This window comes from Candidatus Bealeia paramacronuclearis, assembly GCF_035607555.1.
GTDB lineage: Bacteria > Pseudomonadota > Alphaproteobacteria > UBA9655 > UBA9655 > Bealeia > Bealeia paramacronuclearis.
The window spans coordinates 677,501-699,547 of record NZ_JAVHWZ010000001.1; the positions used below are offsets into that span (position 1 = coordinate 677,501).

Annotated in this window: 21 protein-coding genes (1 of these 21 running past the window's edge); 11 read left to right on the plus strand and 10 right to left on the minus strand. The window is 43.1% G+C overall.

What is annotated here, in order from left to right:
* Positions 1–350 carry the 3' portion of an IS5 family transposase gene (locus tag Bealeia2_RS03455; RefSeq protein ID WP_331255236.1) on the plus strand. 634 nt of this gene lie to the left of the window's left edge, so the window shows 350 of its 984 coding nt (coding positions 635–984); its start codon lies off the left edge, out of view; it ends in the stop codon at positions 348–350.
* Positions 351–588: 238 nt separating this feature from the next.
* Here the strand turns inward: Bealeia2_RS03455 and Bealeia2_RS03460 are convergent, their stop codons facing one another.
* Positions 589–2,235: a ribonuclease J gene (locus tag Bealeia2_RS03460; protein ID WP_331255729.1), complete on the minus strand. Its 1,647-nt coding sequence runs from the start codon at positions 2,233–2,235 to the stop codon at positions 589–591.
* A 482-nt stretch (positions 2,236–2,717) separates the two neighbouring features.
* On the opposite strand from Bealeia2_RS03460, the gene Bealeia2_RS03465 reads away from it, so the two are divergent.
* The 6 genes from Bealeia2_RS03465 (at position 2,718) to Bealeia2_RS03490 (ending at position 9,610) form a co-directional block, all read left to right on the plus strand.
* Entirely contained in the window at positions 2,718–3,860 is a 1,143-nt protein-coding gene (locus tag Bealeia2_RS03465; RefSeq protein WP_331255730.1) for an FIST signal transduction protein, read from the plus strand.
* Positions 3,861–3,863: 3 nt separating this feature from the next.
* On the plus strand, positions 3,864–5,807 hold the full coding sequence (locus Bealeia2_RS03470; RefSeq protein ID WP_331255731.1) for a putative bifunctional diguanylate cyclase/phosphodiesterase: 1,944 nt from the start codon (positions 3,864–3,866) through the stop codon (positions 5,805–5,807).
* A gap of 483 nt (positions 5,808–6,290) precedes the next feature.
* Positions 6,291–6,872: a dCTP deaminase gene (gene dcd, locus Bealeia2_RS03475; RefSeq protein WP_331255732.1), complete on the plus strand. Its 582-nt coding sequence runs from the start codon at positions 6,291–6,293 to the stop codon at positions 6,870–6,872.
* Positions 6,873–6,884: 12 nt separating this feature from the next.
* Positions 6,885–8,150, plus strand: coding sequence for a UDP-N-acetylglucosamine 1-carboxyvinyltransferase (gene murA / locus Bealeia2_RS03480; RefSeq protein WP_331255733.1), 1,266 nt, complete (start codon positions 6,885–6,887; stop codon positions 8,148–8,150).
* Between the two features lie 49 nt (positions 8,151–8,199).
* Positions 8,200–8,646 carry a DUF2948 family protein gene (locus Bealeia2_RS03485; RefSeq protein ID WP_331255734.1) on the plus strand — a complete coding sequence of 149 codons (447 nt, stop codon included), beginning with the start codon at positions 8,200–8,202 and terminating at the stop codon, positions 8,644–8,646.
* A gap of 325 nt (positions 8,647–8,971) precedes the next feature.
* On the plus strand, positions 8,972–9,610 hold the full coding sequence (locus Bealeia2_RS03490) for a hypothetical protein (RefSeq protein ID WP_331255735.1): 639 nt from the start codon (positions 8,972–8,974) through the stop codon (positions 9,608–9,610).
* Between the two features lie 12 nt (positions 9,611–9,622).
* Here Bealeia2_RS03490 and Bealeia2_RS03495 read toward each other — a convergent pair whose 3' ends face one another.
* The 8 genes from Bealeia2_RS03495 to Bealeia2_RS03530 are packed head-to-tail and all read right to left on the minus strand — an operon-like array spanning position 9,623 to position 16,603.
* Entirely contained in the window at positions 9,623–10,624 is a 1,002-nt protein-coding gene (locus Bealeia2_RS03495; protein WP_331255736.1) for a tyrosine-protein phosphatase, read from the minus strand.
* A gap of 25 nt (positions 10,625–10,649) precedes the next feature.
* Entirely contained in the window at positions 10,650–11,504 is an 855-nt protein-coding gene (locus tag Bealeia2_RS03500; RefSeq protein ID WP_331255737.1) for a polyprenyl synthetase family protein, read from the minus strand.
* Complete coding sequence (locus tag Bealeia2_RS03505; RefSeq protein WP_331255738.1) at positions 11,467–11,703, minus strand: exodeoxyribonuclease VII small subunit; 237 nt, start codon at positions 11,701–11,703, stop codon at positions 11,467–11,469. Before Bealeia2_RS03505 ends, Bealeia2_RS03500 begins: the two co-directional genes overlap by 38 nt.
* Positions 11,704–11,719: 16 nt before the next feature.
* The gene (locus Bealeia2_RS03510; RefSeq protein WP_331255739.1) at positions 11,720–12,592 is read right to left on the minus strand and encodes a 3-hydroxybutyryl-CoA dehydrogenase; all 873 of its coding nucleotides are present in this window, start codon (positions 12,590–12,592) and stop codon (positions 11,720–11,722) included.
* A gap of 11 nt (positions 12,593–12,603) precedes the next feature.
* Positions 12,604–13,563, minus strand: a complete 960-nt coding sequence (locus Bealeia2_RS03515; protein WP_331255740.1) for an electron transfer flavoprotein subunit alpha/FixB family protein — start codon at positions 13,561–13,563, stop codon at positions 12,604–12,606.
* Entirely contained in the window at positions 13,563–14,312 is a 750-nt protein-coding gene (locus Bealeia2_RS03520) for an electron transfer flavoprotein subunit beta/FixA family protein (RefSeq protein WP_331255741.1), read from the minus strand. Before Bealeia2_RS03520 ends, Bealeia2_RS03515 begins: the two co-directional genes overlap by 1 nt.
* A 42-nt stretch (positions 14,313–14,354) precedes the next feature.
* Positions 14,355–15,251, minus strand: a complete 897-nt coding sequence (locus tag Bealeia2_RS03525; RefSeq protein ID WP_331255742.1) for an arginase — start codon at positions 15,249–15,251, stop codon at positions 14,355–14,357.
* 53 nt (positions 15,252–15,304) lie between these two features.
* Positions 15,305–16,603, minus strand: coding sequence for an amino acid permease (locus Bealeia2_RS03530; protein ID WP_331255743.1), 1,299 nt, complete (start codon positions 16,601–16,603; stop codon positions 15,305–15,307).
* 237 nt (positions 16,604–16,840) lie between these two features.
* Between Bealeia2_RS03530 and Bealeia2_RS03535 the strand changes: the two genes are divergently transcribed.
* Positions 16,841–17,497: a LysE family translocator gene (locus Bealeia2_RS03535; protein ID WP_331255744.1), complete on the plus strand. Its 657-nt coding sequence runs from the start codon at positions 16,841–16,843 to the stop codon at positions 17,495–17,497.
* Here the strand turns inward: Bealeia2_RS03535 and rph are convergent.
* Complete coding sequence (rph, locus tag Bealeia2_RS03540; RefSeq protein ID WP_331255967.1) at positions 17,494–18,210, minus strand: ribonuclease PH; 717 nt, start codon at positions 18,208–18,210, stop codon at positions 17,494–17,496. The two genes, Bealeia2_RS03535 and rph, sit on opposite strands and share 4 nt — an antisense overlap.
* Positions 18,211–18,342: 132 nt before the next feature.
* Between rph and hrcA the strand changes: the two genes are divergently transcribed.
* The 3 genes from hrcA to dnaK all read left to right on the plus strand — a co-directional run bounded on the left by hrcA (position 18,343) and on the right by dnaK (position 21,980).
* On the plus strand, positions 18,343–19,383 hold the full coding sequence (gene hrcA / locus Bealeia2_RS03545; RefSeq protein ID WP_331255745.1) for a heat-inducible transcriptional repressor HrcA: 1,041 nt from the start codon (positions 18,343–18,345) through the stop codon (positions 19,381–19,383).
* 10 nt (positions 19,384–19,393) lie between these two features.
* Positions 19,394–19,924, plus strand: a complete 531-nt coding sequence (gene grpE, locus Bealeia2_RS03550) for a nucleotide exchange factor GrpE (protein WP_331255746.1) — start codon at positions 19,394–19,396, stop codon at positions 19,922–19,924.
* Between the two features lie 136 nt (positions 19,925–20,060).
* Positions 20,061–21,980: a molecular chaperone DnaK gene (gene dnaK, locus Bealeia2_RS03555; protein WP_331255747.1), complete on the plus strand. Its 1,920-nt coding sequence runs from the start codon at positions 20,061–20,063 to the stop codon at positions 21,978–21,980.
* The last annotated feature ends 67 nt before the right edge of the window (positions 21,981–22,047 follow it).

Genomic DNA, 22,047 nt, shown 5'->3' on the forward strand with positions numbered 1-22,047 from the left:
AAGTGAGAGAGTTGGAAGAGGTTGTGAAGAAGCGTCGAGATAAGAGGCTTTATGGAGACAAAGGGTATGCTTCCCAAGGAAACAAAGACTTGCTGAGGTCTAAGGGGATTAAGAACGGGTTGATGGAGAAAGCGAAAAGAAATAAGCCCTTAACCCATTGGCAAAAAGTATTTAACCGGATGATTTCGAAGATTCGATATAGGGTGGAACAAGGATTTGGAACCTTAAAACGAAAATTCAAATTCACGAGAGCATCCTATTTTACAACACCCAAAGTTCAAGGACAAATGGCCCTAAAAGCCATAGCCTTTAACCTCTTAAAGGCCACAAATAAGGTTGCTTATGGATAAATCAGGCGAGTTAAGTGAGTATTTGAGCAAAAAAAGAACAAAGAGACGAAGAAAAATATCATCCCCCTCAATTTAAAAAACTCAAAAATTAGCTTTTCAGGACCTCAGTTGGAATTTTTATTAATTATGCAATGGCCTTGAAAATCACATTTCTCTATTTATGCACCACTGTCATTGTTATTTGCGATAAGTTTTGTTGAAAAATAACTATTTGATTTTATTTGATGCTTCTGTGGTTTCACACCCGAATAACTTGGACATGGGTGGGTGGTTTTTTGCCTCTTGCCGCATTGACAATACGCCGAATCAGAGTTCTCGTTTTTTCTTCCAAAAGAACATCGTCCTGAAGTTCATCCAAAGTCATATCCGCCAAAATGGCTTGAAGTGATTCAATGCAGTCTTCTTGGAGTTCGAGCTCTTCATGAAATTCTCCCACCCCAAAAAAGAGGATTTCGGGTTCTGCCAGTAATTGACCTTTTTCCGAGACCACAAGTGTTGCAATAATTTGACCATTGGCCATCATGCGATGCCGAATGTGCATGGTTTCTCCTTGAAAAGGAATGAGAACGTTTCCATCCACTGCCAATCGCCCATGATGCACTTCGCCCACAATTTCAGGTTTTCCAGACGTGAGTTCTACGACCTGCCCATTATGTGTAACAATTGTATGAGGAATCTGGCAAAGCTTTCCAAGTTTCGATTGCTCGACCAAATGCTTTTCTTCTCCGTGAACGGGAATAAGAATTTGAGGTTTTGTCCAACCGTACATATCAATCAATTCATCACGGCAAGGATGACCGGAAACATGAACATCGGCTTCGATATGCGTGATGAGCTCAACACCTTGTTCCACGAGCATGTTTTGAAGCTCATCGATTTGCTTTTCATTTCCAGGAATTTGACGGGAGGAGAAAATCACAACATCACCCGTTTCGAGCTTAATATGTCTATCTTCTTGACTTGCAATGCGTTTGAGAGCTGCCCGTTGCTCACCTTGGCTTCCTGTGCAAATCAAAAGAGTTTTGCCGCGATCGAGTGCTTTGGCGTCATACGCTTTCAAAAAAGGGAGCATGCCTTGGAAATAACCAGATGCCCGTGCGGCGGCATCTACTTTTTCAAGGGAACGTCTGACTAAAACAGGAAAGCGGCCATTTTGATGGGCGGCTTCATAGCCTGTAGCCACGCGTGCGACGTTTGAGGCAAAGCACGCCATGACAACGCGTTTCCCAGGATATTTTCCTGCAAGTTCGATCAAGTTTTCGCGAATGACCGCTTCTGACCCCGAGCGACCTTCTTCAAAAACGTTGGTGGAATCGCATACAAGTGCCAAAACGCCCTCTTTTCCAAGGCGTTTTAATTTATCTTCATCCGTTGAATCTCCAACGAGGGGATTAGGGTCAATCTTCCAATCACCTGTGTGAAGAATTGTTCCTTTTGTGGTTTTAATGGCCAAGGCATTGGGCTCAGGAATCGAGTGGGTTAAATTAATAAAGTCAATGGAGAAAGGTCCAATATCAATGCCGCCACCTAGAGGTATCACGTGTACGGGCGGATTAATTCCGGCTTCCTTCGTTTTGTATTTCAGCATCTCTGCCGTAAATGGGGTTGCAAAAATGGGGCACTTGATTTTTGTCCAAAGATATTGAATCGCGCCATAATGATCTTCATGGGCATGCGTCAGAACAAGACCCAAAAGATCGTCTTTAATCTCTTCCAAAAAGGTGATGTCCGGCATGACAACTTCAATGCCAGGCGTATCATCAAAGGTAATTCCCATATCCACCATGATCCATTTTCCTTGATCATGGTAAAGGTTCAGGTTCATTCCGATCTCACCACACCCGCCTAATGGCAGGAAATACAAAGCATTTTTATCGAATTTCATCAAAGTCATTTCTTAAGTTAAAGTTTCTGCTTGTCTTGTAACATGCTTTATAATTTTAGGGGAGAGATTCATTGTAAATATTTTACGCCAATATGCCAGTATTCTTGATTTTCCGACAGGGTTACCCCCTGAAAAAGTTTACCTCAAGGGGGTATTGTATTTGAGCGTTTAAAATCAAAAAATATGTCACCCTGAACTTGTTTCAGGATCTTTTTTACCGAACACATCGCAAAAACTGTCTTTTCGGCAAAATATTGAGATGCTGAAATAAATTCAGTATGACGATTCGGTGGCCGTGATGTTTTCTGTTTTTCATGAGATTGCCTTGCGTTTTCCAAAAAGATTTCCCTTAAATTTATCTTTGTGGGGGAGGGGGCGTGCCATACATCTGTTGAGAAGAACCCAAAAATCAGTTAATCTTTTGTAAAGATATTTATGTCAAAATTTTGACGAATTAAAATATCGCAAAGGGGAGAAAACGAATGAAGGTTGAGCAGGGGTCATGGAACGCAAAACAATCGCTTGAGCAAAATACGCACCATCTTGGTGATGATGTTCAGCTAGTCCTATATTTTGGAGCTTACAAACTCCTTAAAAATCAAGATATTTATCAAAAGTTCAAAACCATATACCCTAATGCGATTATTGCTGGATGCAGCACAGGCGGTGAGATTTTTGATCGGGAATATAATGAGGATAGCTGCTCCTATTGTGCGATTAGTTTTGCAAACTCTGAAATCCAAGCCACCTCCCGCACACTCAACTCTTCAGAAGACTCTTATGAGGTTGGGAAAGAGCTCGCCCAAGAGCTGAATAAAAAAGAGAAGCTGCGTGCAGTATTTCTTCTTTCAGAGGGGCTTGTTGTCAATGGAAGCGCACTTGTAAAAGGTGTTAATGATGTTGTGGATATCTCGAAAGTAGTCGTTACAGGAGGCCTTGCGGGGGATGGCGATCGCTTCCAAGAGACCCTTGTAGGGTGTAATGCTAACCCCACCTCTCAAAATGTTGTAGCCATCGGCTTTTATGGCGATGACCTTGATATTCGTTGGGGAAGTCAAGGCGGGTGGGAAACCTTTGGACCTGAGCGCCTCATTACAAAGTCTTCAGGAAATATCATGTATGAGCTAGACGGAAAACCAGCCCTTGATCTTTATAAAAGATATTTAGGGGATGAAGCCGAAAACCTTCCTGCTTCCGCTCTCTATTTCCCACTTGCAATCTGGCCACAAGGACTCAATCCAGATCATGCAGTGACAAGGACTATTCTGGCTGTAGATGAAAACAACAACTCCCTTATATTTTCAGGTGATGTGCCAGAAGGATGGAATGCACGCCTTATGTGGGGAAAATTTGACAATATCGTAGAGGGAGCCGCCAAAGCTGCAGAATTTGCAGCTATTCCCGAAGCTGATAATTCATTTTCCATATTAATTAGCTGTTTAGGTCGTAAAGCGTTAATGGGACAACAGGTTGTGAATGAGGTTGAAGAATCCGCCAATATGTTGGGGGCAAACAACTCACGTCTTGGCTTTTATTCCTATGGAGAAATTGCCCCCCATTATCTTTCAGAAATTCCAGTCCTTCACAATCAAACGATGACAATTACAACAATTTCAGAAAAATGATCTATGTTTGAAAATATTGATGAATCAAGAATAAGGCATTCGCTTTTAAAAAAGCAAATAAAAAAGGCGGAGAAATCCACGTTTGCGGATCCCTTTGGCTATTTCGTAGCTCTTGTTGATCAAGCCTATTTAGATTCTGATAAGGAAAGACGTTTAAGCGAACACACCATGGAGGTAATGTCATCAGAGCTTATAGAGGCCAATCATGATTTAAGGCGCCAAGCACATGAACTCACTCAAACCCAGGAGCGCTATCTCTTGGCCGCAGAAGCTGCCAACGATGGCCTTTGGGATTGGGATCTTATGACAGATCTTGTTTATTATTCCATAAGGTGGCGAGATATGCTTGGAATTCCTCAAAGTATCGCTTTGAACTCCATTGAAGATTGGCTTTCTCGTATTCATCCTGACTATCAAGAGTTGGTACGAAAAGAAATTCAGCAACACATCGAAGGTCAATCTGAGAAAATTCAAATTGAATATCGCATTCAACATCATCAAGGACATTATATTTGGGCTCTTGCCCGAGGGCTTGCCTCACGAGACAAGATAGGGAAAGCCGTTCGCATTGCAGGATCTCAAACAGATATAACACTTCGCAAACAATACGAAGAGTCCTTATACAAAGCCGCCTTTCATGATGAGCTCACAGGTCTCACCAATCGTGCTCTTTTCATTGATCGCCTAGATCAAGCTATCCAAAAATCAAGACGATTGGGGGAAAAGAAAGTAGCAGTTCTTTTCCTAGATCTTGACCGTTTTAAATACATTAATGATTCCATGGGGCATGAAATTGGAGATGAAGTTCTTAAAGTTGTTGCCAATGTCCTGAGAGAGAGTACCCGCTCTACGGATACCGTGGGGCGCTTGGGAGGAGATGAATTCACGGTTCTACTTGACCCCATTAATGATCTTCAAGAGGCCAAAATCATTGCAGAACGCATTTTAAAAAAACTCAACCAGCCTTACAAAATTTCAGGCAAAGAAATTCACATTGCTTCGAGCATTGGATTAACTCTTTTAGATCCCAACCTCCCCGATCCACAAAGTGTTTTACGCAACGCTGATCTTGCGATGTATGAAGCAAAATCCACAGGCAAAGCCAGACTTGAGGTATTTGATCATTCTCAACATGAAAAAGTGATCTGGCGTATGCAAATGGAATCTGACCTCAGACATTGTGTGAATTGTGATGGATTAGAAGTCTATTATCAGCCCTTGATTGATCTTAAGACTGGACAAATTCATGCCTTTGAGACCCTCTTGCGATGGAACCATCCTGAAAAAGGGTTCATCTCTCCTGATCTTTTTATCCCGCTTGCAGAAGAAGTGGGTCTGATTGGACGTATTGGCCAGTCGGTTTTGGAAAAAGTGATTGCTCAGGTTCGTACGTGGATTCACACAATGGGAATTAAAAACACGCCTCAAATTGGTGTGAATATATCAGTGCGCCAATTGATGGATAATCATTACTTTGAACTTATTGTTTCAACTCTCAAAAAAATTGGAGGTTTGCGTCATTTTATTTATCTCGAAATTACGGAAAGTGTGATTATGAGAGATCCTAATCTTGTGATAGAGCGTCTGAAAAAACTGACTGCTTTGGGTATTAAAATCTCTATTGATGACTTTGGGACCGGATACTCATCTTTAAGTTATCTTCATAATTTTCCTTTTGATGTTTTAAAAATTGACAGAGAGTTCATATCTGCCATGATTAAAGACAAGCGTACAGAGCGCCTGGTTTCCACAATTATTGGACTTGCCAAAGATTTAGATTTAAAAATTGTAGCCGAAGGTATTGAAACTGAGGCCCAAATGAAAAAGCTCCAAGAACTATCATGCGATTACGGACAAGGTTATTATTTTGCAAAACCTATGGAAGCGGTTAATGCAACAGCCTTTCTATTAAATCAAAAAGCTTTTGACTCCGTGCGCGTGGGCTAGTTGTTTTAAGAGTTGAGGGCTATGCATTTGGAGCAATCCTCATATACGATACTTCTTGCGCATCAAACATGCCCTTGCTAACGGCGTCAGAAAGGCCAATAATCATAATTGGGAAATTTCTTTCCCTATTCTCACTTGTTATACTTCTGATGGAAAGTCTTAGTGGAAGTTTTTGGGATGGGTGCTCTGGAAAAGGCAAGCGCCCTCAAGATGCAAATTGTTCAAAAATTTGTCCATGTAGTCGCTTCTGAAAAACGGAGAGGAAATTACGAGAAAGGTCTAGGTTGTACATCCACCTAGTTCAGAACTGACTCAACACTTATAACAAAGTTTTTCAATGTAATAAGTCTCTTGGGCAATTGAAAAAATTGATTTTAAGCTCATTTTGTGCTTTTATCTAAATATACTCTTGAAGACCTCTTGTCCCAAGGCTCAGGATCCAGTAAAAGGAATCAGCTTATGACCCCTGGGGAGCCACCACACATGTCGATACTTTCTGATCAATGGATTCGCGCACAAGCCCGTGAAAACGGAATGATTGAGCCATTTGTTGAACATCAAACCAAAGAAGGCGTGATCTCTTACGGTCTTTCGTCTTATGGCTATGATGCGCGCGTGGCGCCTGAGTTTAAAATTTTCACCAATGTGGACAACGCCATTGTAGATCCCAAAAATTTCTCAGATGCAGGATTTGTCGACCGCGAGACAGACGTTTGTGTGATCCCTCCTAATAGTTTTGTGCTTGCACGCACAGTTGAATATTTCCGAATCCCTCGTGATGTTCTTGTGATTTGTCTTGGAAAATCCACTTATGCCCGTTGTGGTATTATTGTAAATGTGACCCCCCTTGAACCCGAATGGGAAGGTCATGTTACATTGGAATTTTCAAATACGACCCCGCTGCCTGCTAAAATTTATGCCAATGAAGGTGCGTGTCAGTTCCTTTTTTTAAAAGGGAATGAAGCGTGCGAAGTCTCTTATCGAGACCGTAAGGGCAAATATATGGGACAACAAGGCGTGACTCTCCCCAAAGTTATTTCTTCACTTAAATCAGTTAATTCTTAAAGGCTTGGTATTATGCATAAAATTAGAATTCAGGGCGGAAAAACGCTCAAAGGTACTATTCCTCTCAGTGGCGCTAAAAATGCGGCTCTCCCGTTGATGGCCACCTGTCTTTTGACAGATGATGCACTCCATCTTCAAAATATGCCTTTTTTGAGCGATATCAGCTCAATGATTGATCTCTTGGCGCAATTGGGCGTAGAAGTTCATTCTGACACAAGCTCAAAAACCGTCACCTTTAATGCCAAAGGATTATCGAGCACGACAGCGCCTTATGATTTAGTGCGCAAAATGCGGGCCTCCGTCCTTGTATTAGGGCCTTTGGTAGCCCGCCACGGGGAAGCTCACGTCTCCCTTCCCGGAGGTTGTGCCATTGGAACTCGTCCCATTGATCTTCATATTAAAGGGCTTCAAGCTTTGGGCGCTGAGATTGAACTCGGGGAAGGCTATATCCACGCCAAAGCCTCCCAGGGACTTAAAGGAGCTGATTTTACATTCTCCGTGGTTTCGGTGACGGGCACCGAAAACCTCATGATGGCCGCAGCCTTGGCCAAGGGGCAAACGCGCCTCATTAATGCCGCACGGGAACCTGAGATTGTGGATCTTGCCCATTGTTTAAATGGTATGGGCGCCAAAATTTCTGGCATGGGCACTGACACAATTACCATTGAAGGCGTTGAAAAACTCCATGGCTATACGCACCGTATTCTTCCTGATCGCATTGAAATGGGAACCTACGCTATTGCCGCAGCCATTACCCACGGCGATATTTTCTTAGAGTATGGAGATGTGAATCTCATTCCCAGTTTTGCGCCACTTTTAGAGCAAAGTGGTGTTAAATTCACTCAAAGCGAGACAGGCCTTCGTGTGAAATCAGTTAATGGAAAAAATCATGGTGTTGATATCATGACAGAACCCTTCCCCGGATTTGCCACCGATCTTCAAGCCCAGGCCATGACTCTCATGTGTACCGCAGAGGGTGCCTCGATGATTACCGAATCCATCTTTGAGAACCGCTTTATGCATGTGCCTGAACTTTGCCGCATGGGCGCCAACATTACCGTTCATGGTTCTTCTGCTCTTGTGCGAGGTGTCCCCCATTTAATTGGAGCACCTGTGATGGCCACCGATCTTCGCGCCTCCGTCTCTTTAGTACTTGCAGGCCTTGTGGCCCAGGGCGAGACCCTTGTTAATCGTGTCTATCATCTTGATCGCGGATATGAAGGCCTTGAAGAAAAACTCAGAAATTGCGGCGCAGAGATTGAACGCCTTCAGGAATGACACTATATATAAATGAGAACGATGACGATTCAACAGGGAAACATCAAGAATGGATCACAATTCTCATACAACACCACCTCTCAAACTCAAAGCCATTGATAGTGAAGATTTAACAATAATTTCCTCTCTTCTGCAAGATGCGCTTATTCCCATTTCGGGAATGCGTTATGAAAAAGAGAAAAATCAATTTTATCTTGTGGCCAATCGCTTTTGCTGGGAGTGTGCGCACCATCATGAAAAAGATGGAACTGCTTTTCATCGTGTGCAATCTGGGACCCTCTTTGATTATGTTAAAAATGTTCAAAAACAAGGACTTGCTACTCATCCAGAGACGCTCGTTAATCTTCTTACCATTCACAACACCAAAGATGGTTGTGTGCATTTAGTTTTCTCAGAGGGCGGACAAATCAAACTTGAGATTGAAAAGCTCAGCTGTAAACTTGAGGATTTAGAAGAAACCTATACGACTCCTTCTCATCCTGCCCATGGGATTTGAGCTCTAGGTTCTCGGAGTGTGGGCGTCCCATGAAAATGCTTTCCTCAAGAAGGTGTTGTAATTTAGTTAGAAAAGTCAGCTAACTGCATCACCCCTAACCTTTAGTCCCTGACTTGATCTGGTATTTTTTGGCTAAGTTGTTGTTTCACTGAGGGTATATTTTTAAAATCTCGTTCGTGTCCGAGTATTTCCTTGAAAGTTTTGAGTTTGCTAAAGGTTTAAAACACGAATATCTTTAAACTTTTTTGAATCCAAGGCATCGTTTTATGATTTTAAAAATTTATGGTTTTGTACAATAAAATTAAAACCTAAAGGGAGCTAATTAATGTCACATCGGAAAATCTTAATTTTATCCTTCGCTATTATTTTTGGACTCGCGCAAAATTTCATCGCTGCGGTCACGATTGAAGTTGAAGGAGAAACGGACAAGAGCATTTCACCAAAATTAAAGGTTATACAGCTAGCTCGACATCACGCATCTTTGAATGCATTGGGGTGCCCAGATCCAATAACCCCCCTTCAAATCAGCGGGAACTTGACGATCCAGTATGTAGCCAACAATCCCGCTTTAGTGGACACAATTACTATCAACAATGGAGACAGTTTAAATCAAGTGGTGGCCAAATTGAAAAACAATCAAAATATAGCAACCTATGAAATTGTAAGTCAAATGAATCCTAATATGGATAATTTTAACTATTTCATTCAAATGACTGCAAAGAAAATTGCCACTCCAATACAGGTGATTGATACAGCACTCACCTATCCAACACATTCTATTGTTTTTTCAAACACGCAAGGTTTAAATATTACAAATGGCACTCTTTTCGCTCTGGCACATCCAGAAACTACAAGTACCCTTTGTGCAAAATATGTTCGGAGCGATTTCCCAAACACGACTTTTTGTGCTGAGGAAAACTCTGTTATCATTGATGGAGTGACGTTTAATTTTAAAAGCCAATGATCACAAAGAATATTAAGCCTTAAACTCAGTGGATTTTCTGGAAAAATAATAATCCATAAAATCATAAAGAACCTGATATTGGTCAGGAGTGGCCACCATATTAGGACGTTGAACAGCAAGTTTTAAGACGACTTCTTCAATGCTGATATTATGAGGGTCCACACCTTGATCGAGGAGATTTGCTAAAGCAAATGCCGCAATAAATGTGCCGGTTCGTCCAACACCTGAAGCACAATGAACAGCAATAGGGCCTTTATTTTGCAAAGCTTGATGCGTTTTTTGAACGTCTTTAACAAGTCGATAAAGTTCTTCAACTTCGATGCCTTTATCATCTTCCCAAGACTCTGTATAAAAGTAAGTGATAAAACTAGGTTCAATTGGCTTAATGGGCCCCTGAATGGTAAGTTTGAGCAATGTATTTTTTCCATCTTGAGAAAGATTGTTTTCCCAATATTTTACAGAACCCTTTTTATTAAATTCACTTTGAGGTTTTAATCTGACCAGTGCGCTTACACGTTCATTTAAAAGAAGCTTATGAAAAGAATTGAGAATATCTTCACTGGGCTCTTGAAGCGCGATAAAATGCAGTCCCTGAATGAGAATGGTACTCGCATTATAGTGTTTATCCGTATTATTGTATTCAAAAGCAACGTTGTTGATGCTTCGGAAACGTCCTGACTCCAAAAGACTTTGAGAAAGAATATAATTTTGATGTGAAATTCTGGGCAAGGACTGAGCGTCTCGATACCATAAAGAAAGCCTCAGCTTTTCGATTTTAGCAAATTCTGCGGCGATCTCACTTTTTGTTTTTTTGTGATAGAGGGCAAAATCACTTTTCAAATTTATAAGGTGATTCCAACGATGATTAATTTCGTTTTTCACTTTTTTAATATGCTCCTGTTGAACCTCAAGAGGAAGAGAGGGGAATAGATAAGGTTGAAATTTATCGGCAATTAAAGTTGTTGAAAGTCCAGACTGAATCATCCCCAAAAACAAGCAAAGTCGATATTTCATTTGCACTTCAACTCCCTTTTAAATTTTAATCTGAAATTATTTTTTTCGCTTGTGTGATTAAATTCTCAAATTCTTTGCGCGCACCCTCAATTCCAAGAGCACTCACGAATGTCGTTTTATTGAGAGCTTCATCCCGACCCGTCGTTTTTCCAGAAACCACAGAGGAGACTTCTACATCTAAAAGGTCATCTTGTATTTGAAAGGCAATCCCATAGAGTTCGCCAAATTTGCGCAGATTTTGGAGGTCTTCAACAGAGGCTCCTCCTAAAATTCCACCAGCCTCAGTAGAAAATCCAAAAAGGGCACCTGTTTTTCCTAAAGATACTTGGAGAAGATCGCTGTGGCTCTCCGTCTTTCCTTCCCGTTCTAAATCCCGCATTTGGCCAATAACAAGGCCTTCTGCACCAATGGCACGGCTTAAAGAGGTGATCAAATGTAGTCGTACTTCAGGAGAAGGATGAGTTTTGGGATCAGAGAAAATTTCAAAGGCCAAAGGGATTAAGGCATCTCCAGCTAAAATTGCGGTGGCTTCATCAAATTGTCGATGGATTGTGGGCTTGCCCCGCCTTAAGTCCGCATTATCCATAGCAGGCAAATCATCATGGATCAAAGAATAACTATGGATAATCTCAACAGCAGCTCCCACTTTTAAGGCCTGGGATTGAGGCACGCCAAAAGCCGCAGCACTTTCCAAAACCATAAGTGTACGGAGCCGTTTCCCACCCCCCAGAGTAGCAAACGCCATCGCGCGGGCAAGTGTTGTTGTAGGCGGAGGAAGCAAATCCTTGAGCGTGTCTTCAATAAGAAGGCGCTGGGGTGCATATCCGGCTGACGTTGGGTTTTTAATTAAATTCAGCAGGTTTTGTTGAGATTTGACCATCTTGTCCTACCACGATTTGTTCTACGCGCATTTTGGCGTCCCTCAATTTTTTCTCACAATGAGATTTGAGCTGAGCGCCCCTTTCATAACAGGTAATTGCATCTTCAAGGCTGACTTTACCTTCCTCAAGACGTTTCACAATCGTCTCGAGTTCTTTTAATGCGTCCTCAAATGAGAGTTTTTCAATTTCTTGTGACATTGTTCACCACCTTTGTTTAACGTGTCGGCAGGGGCATATCACCGCTGTAATCATAAAATCCACGATCGGTTTTGCGACCGAGCCATCCCGCTTCAACATACTTGATTAAAAGAGGGCAGGGTTTGTATTTCACGCCACCTAATCCTTGATATAAGACATTCATGATTGAAGCGCAGGTGTCAAGGCCAATCAAGTCTGCAAGCTCTAAAGGCCCCATGGGATGATTGGTTCCCAAACGCATTCCCTTATCAATTGCCTCAACGGTGCCCACACTTTCATGAAGAGTCCAAACGGCTTCATTAATCATGGGCATGAGGATGCGATTGACGATAAATCCGGGAAAATCTTCAGAAATGGCGATTTGTTTCCCTAGTTTGCTCATTAGATCTTTGATTTCTGTAAAAGTGGCCTCGGATGTGGCAATTCCGCGGATGAGCTCAACCAATTGCATCAAAGGTACGGGATTCATAAAATGGACGCCCATAAAACGGTCTGGCCGATCGGTACTTGCCGCAAGGCGGGTGATCGAAATGGAAGAGGTGTTTGAGGCAATCATGGTGGCCGGAGGAAGATGCGGGACGAGATCCTTAAAGATTGCGTGTTTGAGCGTTTCATCTTCTGTTGCTGCTTCAATCACAAAATCGCAATCAGAGAATTTTTCATAGCCCACTTGACCTTTTATATGATTCAGAGCTTTGTCTTTTTCCCCTTCGCTCAATTTGTTGCGGACCACTTGCCGCTCCATATTTTTGCGAATTGTAGAAATTCCATTCTCAACACGTTCTTCGGAAATATCGCTGAGGCGTACATCAAATCCTGAGATTGCAAAAACGTGGGCGATTCCATTGCCCATTTGCCCTGCGCCAATCACTCCAACACGTTTAATCATAATGTAATCTCCTAACTAGCCTTCCTCAGGCCTTGAAGCTTTTGCGTAAGCTCGGGAACGATTTGGAATAAATCTCCCACAAGGCCATAGTCGGCAATTTGAAAAATGGGTGCCTCGGGGTCTTTATTAATGGCCACAATTACTTTACTGTCTTTCATTCCCGCCAAATGTTGAATCGCTCCTGAAATTCCAATTGCGATGTAAAGGTCGGGGGCTACGACTTTTCCCGTTTGGCCAACTTGATAATCATTGGGGACATATCCCGCATCCACCGCTGCACGAGAGGCGCCGATGGCTGCTCCCAATGTATCTGCAAGGGCTTCAATGATTTTGAAATTCTCTTGACTTTGAAGAGCTCGTCCTCCGGATACAACGATGGACGCCGAAGTCAAGTCGGGGCGATCACTTTTGCTCTCCATCAGGGAAATAAATTGGGGGAGTGGAGTTTGAGGGGGCGAAAATTCAATTGTCTCGACTTTTACATTTCCACCCGTTTGAGTGCTTCTTTCAAAAGCTGTTGTTCGAATGGTCATAACTTTAAGTGGGTCCAAAGACTCAACCGTCGTTAATGCATTTCCTGCATAAATAGGGCGGATAAATGTTTTCTCATCGATGATTTCGATGACATCAGAAATCTGTCCGACATTTTTGAGTGCCGCAATTCGGGGCAAAATATTCTTCCCAAATGTGGTCGCGGGCGCTAAAACGTGGGTATAGGATTTTTGATCTAAACATTTCAAAATTGTGGGCGTTAGGGCTTCTGCAATATCATTTTGAAGAGACGTATGACCACACGATAAAATACGCGTGACGCCGGAGCAAGATTTCAGTACTTCCACAACAGGGTCAATAACAGCACCCAAAACAAGTATATCAATGTCCTTGCCTAATTTTTGTGCCGCCCCAATTGTGGACAAAGTGCTTGCGGATAATTTTTGATCTCTGTGTTCAGCAAGAATGAGAGTTGACATTAGATCACCTTAGCTTCGTTCTGGAGTTTTGAGAGAAGTTCATCGACATTAGTTACTTTAATTCCACCATGGCGTTTTCCGGGCTCTTGGGTTTTCAAAGTTTTGAGATGCGGTGCCAAATCAATGTTTAAATCAGAAATCGCAATGATAGACATGGTCTTTTGTTTGGCTTTCATAATATTGGGGAGTGTAGCAAATCGGGGTTCATTCAAGCGGAGGTCCGTGGTTATTACGCACGGGAGGGAAAGTTTCAATGTCTCAAGCCCGCCATCGACTTCTCTTGTGACGGCTGCATGATTTCCTTCAATCGCAATTTTTGAAGCAAATGTCGCCTGACTCCAGCCCAAAAGCGCAGAGAGCATTTGTCCTGTTTGATTGCAATCATCATCAATAGCTTGTTTTCCTAGTAAAACGAGGTTAGGATTTTCTTGCGCAACAATTATTTTGAGCGCATGCGCCACATGAATCGGCTCGAGAATGGAAGTTGATTCGATATGAATGGCGCGATCCGCCCCCAACGCCAACCCAGCCCGTAAGGTTTCTTGGGAGGATTTTTCGCCCAAGCTTACGAGGACGACTTCACTGGCTTTGCCTTGCTCTTTAAGCCGAACAGCTTCTTCGATTGCAATTTCATCAAAGGGATTGATGGACATTTTTACGCCACTGAGTTCTATCCCTGATTCGTCAGATTTGACTCGAATTTTGACGTTGTAATCTATAACGCGTTTAATTGGCACCAAGATTTTCATGCACACTCCACTGTTTATAGGACTTTCTTATTGAAAGGGAGATTAAGACTTTTGGAGGACGGATGCAATGATATCTTGTAAAAGAGTTAACGTGATATCGTCTCGATCAAGCGTGGGGTTGAGTTCCACCACTTCAAATGCTTTGAAATTAGGATTTTGAATCAGACCTTGAAGAGCGGGCAAGGTCTCAGTGGGAAGGGCGCCATCGGTTTCTGGAACGCCTACACCGGGTGCAAAGCGGGGGTCGAACATATCCAGATCTAAAGTTACTCCAAAGCCTTTGGTGCCTTTTTGTGCAATCTCAAGGGCCTCATCAAAGCACGCCTGAAATCCCCGTTGATGGACTTCCTTTTGAAACATAATGCGAACATTGAGATTTTCGAGAAGCTTTTGCTCCCCTTCCTCAAAACTGCGTACACCAATTAAAACGACATGCTTTGGATTGAGTTTTGCTTTGGGGGAAATAAGATGCGTTAATTCTTCCTCACCATGTCCTAGAAGGGTGGCCAAGGGCATACCATGAATGCAATTGGAGGGCGTTGTTTGAGGTGTATGAGAATCCATATGCGCATCTAGCCAAATGAGACCAAATTCACCTTCTGCATTCAAATGATGAATCACACCGGACCACGTGCCAATGGCAACGGAATGATCTCCTCCAATCACAATTGGAAAAGCTGATTGCTCCAAAGAATCATCAACTGTATGGGCCAAACGGTGATTAAAATCGTGCACCACGGAAAGTGACTCAAGGGTTCCTGCCTGAATTTTATTGGGATTATGCTCCACAATTGTGTCTTCCCAAGAGGTCACATAGCCCAGATTATTGAGTTGCTTTAAAAAGGGCGTGTGATAAAGAGCCTCAGGGCCCTCAAGGGTCTCAGGTTTTTTGGTTCCGCAACCCAGAGCTGCGCCGATGAAATGAAGTATGTGTGTCATAATTCTAGTTCTTACATAAAATGATTAGGAAAGTCTTAAAAGCTTCTAAAATTTTATCTTCGAGGTCGTGCTTTCCTTTTCATCCATAAATGCATGGGAATTCCGCAGATGAGGAGTGCAAGTGAGAACAAAACCATCTTCAGGCTTGCGGCCCACAAGGCCCAAATAGAAAATGCGAGGGCTCCAACTCCAATCAAAATTTGAGTTATGGAATATTTTCCATCGCGGAATAGCAACTTAAAATAAGCCAAAACCGAAACCGTATAGACCAAAAGAATCAAAGTCACCGCCATATCCACAATAAACTGAAATTGCTCAAGAAGCGTATTTTCCAACGACATCAAAAGAAGGGGCAGGGTGCAAATGGAGGAAATTACAACACCCCAATAGGGCGTTCCGTGCTTGGTTGTTTTTTTGAAAATCTCAGGAAATACGCCATCATGAGCGGCACCATAGGGAATACGTCCAACCACAATCAACCATCCGTTTAGTGTTCCCAAGCAGGTGATAATAGCCGCAATGGCAATTGGTGTTCCCCAGCTTCCCCCAAAAATAAGTTGGGCCGCATCCGCATAAGGTGCCTTTGAATTGACCAAGTCATGGGGGGGGACGATGCCCATAATAGCCACAGTTCCCAAAACATAAACGGCGGTGGCAATAAGCGTTCCAATAACGGTGGCCCGAGGTACTGTTTTAGAGGCATTTAAAACTTGGCCTGCAGGAACCGTTCCCGTTTCAAGCCCCACAAAAGCCCAAAGAGTCAAAAACGCAACTGAATTCAAAGCCGTGCCCAAGGGCAATCCTGACGAATTTAAATCTGCAAAATGTGTCGGTTCAATATAAAAAAGTCCAATCAATGGCAAAAGTAACAAGGGCACAATTTTCAAAACAGTAATCCATAATTCAACCCATCCTGTGACCCTCAGTCCAAAAAGATTAAAAAGTGTGAATCCTCCTACAATCCCGAGCTCTAAAAGAAAGTGCACTGCTGGACTGAGGCCTCCCGATAAAACCGAAACATATCCCACAGCCGCAATTGCCAAGGTGGGATTGCTGATCCACGAGAGCATCCAATATCCCCAACAGACGTAATATCCCACTGTATTGCCAAAAGCTTCTCGTGCATAAAGGTAGGGGCCACCAGTTTTGGGAATGCGCGCACTTAACTGTGCAAATACAAGGGAGAGCAAAATCGCACCAATTGATGTGATGATCCATCCAAAAAGACTAATGGTGCCATAAACCGCAAGGGTTGCAGGCAATAAATAAACGCCAGAGCCGACTAAATTGCCTGTAACCAAGGACACTACGGGCCAAAGGCCAACTTTGTCGTTTGTATATCCTTTTTTCATATTCTAGAATTTCCATGAAAGGGGCACGTAATGCGCACAATTCCTTATAAGCCGTTTTTCAAATTGATAAAATAAAAATGTCGAGAGGGGGAGAAATATGTGCGCGCTTAGCTGCGCTTAAAACCTTTTTTAAAAGGTGAAGCCGTTTTTCGAAGGTACGTAATTTGAGTATACATTTTAATCATGTTGCAAACCTAGCTGGAATCCTCTTAAATAGTCAAGATTATTAATTCACCCATGCAATTTATGTTTGATCTTATTCTCACCTATTGGCCCGAAATTTTGACAGTCACGGGCATTCAAATTGCGGGGCTCATCAGTCCTGGGCCTGACTTTGCGATCGTGGTGAGAAATAGTCTTCTTTTTTCAAGAAGGGCGGCATTAGCCACAGCCTTAGGAATTGCCTTAGGGATTTTGGTTCATGTGAGTTATATTTTGTTGGGATTAGGCACTGTCATCGCCCAAACGCTCTGGCTTTTTATGGGGTTGAAAATTGTAGGCGCCGGATACCTTCTTTATATTGGATACAAAGGTCTTCGCTCTAAAAAATCGGAGGAAATTGAGACTGTAGAAAAGGCTCCTAAAAATTTAACGATTTTCCAAGCCTTAAGATTGGGCTTTCTTACAAACGCCCTGAATCCCAAAGCTATGCTTTTTTTATTAAGCCTTTTTACCGTGGTCATTCCCTCTGATGCGCCATCACTCCTTTTATCATTTTATGGCGTGATTATTTTTGGAACGACAGTTTTATGGTTTTCTCTTGTGGCGCTGTTTCTTTCCACACCGCGCATTAAAAAAGTCTTCACCCAGTCCAAGCATTGGATTGAACGTGTTACGGGTGGTGCTTTAATGGCCTTGGGTGTAAAACTCGCACTTTTAACTACAAGACCTTAGAGTCCCAAGGCTTTTCTTTGCAATTGAATGAGCTCTTGAATGCCACCTTTGGCAAGGCCCATCATCGCATTAAAATGTGTTTCTTCAAATGGTCTATCTTCGGCGGTGGTTTGAATTTCAATAATTTTGCCCTCATCCGTCAGAACAAAGTTGGAGTCGGCCTCAGCGCTTGAATCTTCGATATAATCAAGATCTAGCATGGGGTTGCCTTTAATAATTCCACAAGAGACCGCAGCGACTTGATGTGTTAAAGGAAGACTTGAAAGTTTTCCGGATTCTACCAGTTTTTGAAGAGCCAAATGCAGGGCGACGTAGGCACCAGAAATGGCGGCTGTACGTGTTCCGCCATCTGCTTGAAGGACATCGCAATCCAGTTTGATTTGACGTTCCCCCAAAGCCTTCAAATCAATTACGGCGCGCAAAGACCTGCCGATTAAGCGTTGAATTTCTTGGGTCCGTCCGCTTTGCTTTCCGCGGGCCGCCTCACGATCGATACGTGTGTGAGTCGAGCGTGGAAGCATGCCGTATTCTGCCGTAATCCACCCTGTGCCTTTGTTGCGCAAAAAGTGGGGCACTTGATCTTCGATTGTGGCTGTGCACAGTACATGGGTATCCCCAAATCGTGTTAAGCATGAGCCTTCGGCATGCTTGGTAAAACCTGTCTCAAAAGTAATTTCTCGTAATTGGTTGAACTGGCGTCCGGATTCTCGCATGATTGTATCCTTCAAAAGATTGACTGAATCTTGTGTCATTACTACATTATGTGAAATGAGGAAAGAGCATAACCTAAGGCGTCTCTTTTTGAGATGTTGAAATGAGATTAAAAACCGAAACGGTAATTAAATATGATTTTAAGCGAGCTGAATAAAAGATCTCGAGAGATTTTCCGGCATATTGTGGATGCCTATGTGGAAACGGGCGAGCCTGTGGGTTCGAAAACCCTCTCCCATCTTTTAGGGCTTTCGTTATCACCTGCCACAATCCGTGGTGTTATGGCGGATCTTGAGGAGGCAGGCCTTTTGTATTCTCCCCACACTTCTGCAGGGCGCGTTCCCACCGATGAAGGACTTCGTTTTTTTGTTCATGGTCTTTTGGAAATGGGTGACGTCTCGCCCGAAGAAAGGGATAAAATTGCACAGCAATGTCAAACCAAAGGCAAAAGTCTCGAGCAAGTTTTAGAGGAAACAACAACTGCTCTTTCCGGTCTTACGCGGTGTGCAGGGCTTGTGATTGCGCCCAAATCAGAATCCGTTTTAAAGCACATTGAATTTGTAAGTTTGGGGTCGGGGCGGATTTTGGTAGTGCTCATTACTCATGACGGTATGGTTGAAAATCGCATTGTGGAATTTCCACCGCACACACCGCTTCCTGACCTTACGCAAATTACAAATTATTTAAATTCCCATTTGCAAGGCCTCACCCTTTCTCAAGTCCGAGAGAATATTCAAAAGACTCTCTCAGAACGTCAAACGGAGCTGGATCTTTTATCATCCCAAGTTGTTCAAGAAGGCCTTGCCGTTTGGGGTGGAAAAGAGGGAAGTTCAACGGCTTTGATTGTGCGCGGCCAATCTCATTTGCTTCAAGATATCAGGCATATGGAAGATTTAGAAAGGCTCAAGTCTTTATTTGATGCACTCGATACGCAAGAGGATCTTTTAAGCCTTCTGGATGCCTCCATTCAAGCCGAAGGCGTACAAATTTTCATTGGTGCCGAAAATCGCTTCTTTCATTATTCGGGGTGTGCTCTTATTGTAGCACCCTATGCAAACGAAACGGGTCGCGTTGTGGGTGCCATTGGCGTCATTGGTCCTTCCCGTATGCGCTACCAACGTATTATCCCCATGGTGGACTATACGGCCAAATTAATTGGAAAGACTTTAAGTTAAGGAGATGATCATGAGTGAAACAGAAATAAAACCTGAAACAACCCCTGAGGAAATTTCCGAAGTTCCAGAGCAAACAAAGGAACAGCTTCTTGAAGAAGAAGTCGCAAAATTGAAAGATCAATTGTTGCGCACAGCAGCGGAACTGGAGAATAATCGCAAGCGATTTGATCGCGAAAAAGAAGACCTGGTCAAATATGCCCTTACTGGTTTTGCGCGGGATCTTTTGAATGTGTCTGACAATTTAAGACGTGCCCTTGAAACCATTCAAAAGGAAACGCTTGAACCTACCATCAAAACCATGGTTGAAGGGGTTGAGATGACGGAAAAAGAAATCCTTACGGTTTTTCAAAAATACGGTATTCAAAAAGTTGAACCCGTGGGGCAAGCTTTTGACCACAATGTGCATCAAGCGATGTTTGAAATTGAAACTGATGAGCATCCGCAAGGAACCGTTGTTCAAATGCTTCAACCCGGTTATACCTTGCATGGACGACTTTTAAGACCAGCTTTGGTAGGGGTCGCAAAACCCAAACAAAGTTGACGATCTTTTTTTGAAAGAGCCCTTGCAGAGCGAAAAGGGGCTGCTTACATAAAAGAAGAGAATAGTGTGAGAAGCCATCTTACAGCCACGTCTCGTAAGGCGCCTCCCCACCAACACAAATGAAGAAGAGGATAAAATGAGTAAAGTTATTGGAATCGATTTGGGAACCACCAACAGCTGTATTTCTGTGATGGAAGGCAGTCAACCCCGCGTGATTGAAAACGCAGAAGGTATGCGCACAACGCCTTCTATGGTGGCATTTACAAACTCAGGAGAACGTCTTGTGGGCCAAGCTGCAAAGCGACAAGCCGTGACCAACCCTGAAAATACACTTTTTGCAATCAAGCGTCTCATTGGTCGTCGTTTTGATGATCCGATGACACAAAAAGATATGGGGCTTGTTCCTTATAAAATTGTTAATGAGCAAGGGGACGCTTGGGTTGAGGCTGAAGGAGAGAAATATAGCCCCAGCCAAGTCAGTGCTTTCATTCTTCAAAAGATGAAAGAAACCGCTGAGAACTTCTTGGGCGAAACAGTTACACAAGCGGTCATCACAGTACCAGCCTATTTTAACGATGCCCAACGTCAAGCGACCAAAGACGCCGGACGAATTGCAGGTCTTGAAGTCTTGCGGATTATCAACGAGCCTACGGCCGCCGCTTTGGCCTATGGTTTGGACAAAAAAAATTCTGGGATTATTGCCGTTTATGACTTAGGTGGTGGAACATTTGACGTCTCTATTCTTGAAATTGGAGATGGCGTTTTTGAAGTGAAATCTACCAACGGTGATACATTCTTGGGCGGTGAAGACTTTGACCATCGTATCATCGAATATCTAGCAGAAGAATTCAAAAAAGATAACGGCATTGATTTGCGTAAAGATCGCTTGGCCCTTCAACGTTTGAAAGAAGCTGCTGAAAAAGCCAAGATCGAGCTTTCAAGTGCGATGCAAACGGATGTGAATCTTCCGTTCATCACAGCAGACGCCTCCGGCCCTAAGCATTTGAATGTGAAGATGACTCGTGCAAAATTGGAATCCTTGGTTGAGGATTTAATTGAACGGACAGTCAAACCTTGCAAAGCGGCTCTTAAAGATGCAGGACTGACTGCAGGTCAAATTGATGAAGTGATTTTGGTCGGGGGTATGACCCGTATGCCCAAAATCATGGAGACGGTTAAAAACTTCTTTGGACGTGAGCCTCACCGCGGCGTAAATCCAGATGAAGTTGTGGCTATGGGTGCTGCCATTCAAGGTGGTGTTTTGAAGGGCGATGTGAAAGACGTTCTCCTTCTTGACGTGACGCCTTTGTCATTGGGTATTGAGACTTTGGGCGGTGTTTTTACGAGACTCATTGATCGCAATACAACAATCCCAACGAAAAAAAGTCAGGTTTTTTCGACCGCTGAAGACAACCAAACCGCGGTGACCATTCGGGTTTTCCAAGGTGAGCGTGAAATGGCCGCAGACAACAAAATTCTTGGTCAATTTGATCTTGTGGGACTTCCTTCAGCGCCTCGTGGAATGCCGCAAATTGAAGTGACTTTTGATATTGATGCCAACGGAATTGTGAACGTTTCTGCAAAAGATAAAGCCACGAGCAAAGAGCAACAGATTCGCATTCAAGCCTCAGGCGGTTTGTCCGACGCAGACATTGAAAAGATGGTTAAAGAAGCGGAGCAAAATGCTAGTGAAGACAAAAAACGTCGTGAGATGGTGGAAGCCAAAAACCAAGCGGATAGCTTAATTCACTCGACCGAAAAGACTTTGGCTGAGCATGGCGATAAAGTTGACGCTTCTGAAAAAGGTAAGATTGAATCTGCTCTTCAAGAATTGAAAGACGTGTTGTCTTCTGATGATAAAGAGACGATTGAAACCAAAAGCCAAGCTTTGATGCAAGCTTCCATGGCATTGGGAGAAGCGATTTACAAATCCACCCAAGCGGAAGCCGAACAAGCCAAAGAGGGCGAAGTTGAAGGTTCATCATCCCACGCTTCAAACGAAGACATCGTTGACGTTGATTTTGAAGAAGTGGATGACGATAAAGCGGCGAAGTAACATTTTGGAAGGTTAAAAAAGCCGTCACAGCATCATGCTGAATTTGTTTCAGCGTCTTTTGAAAAGA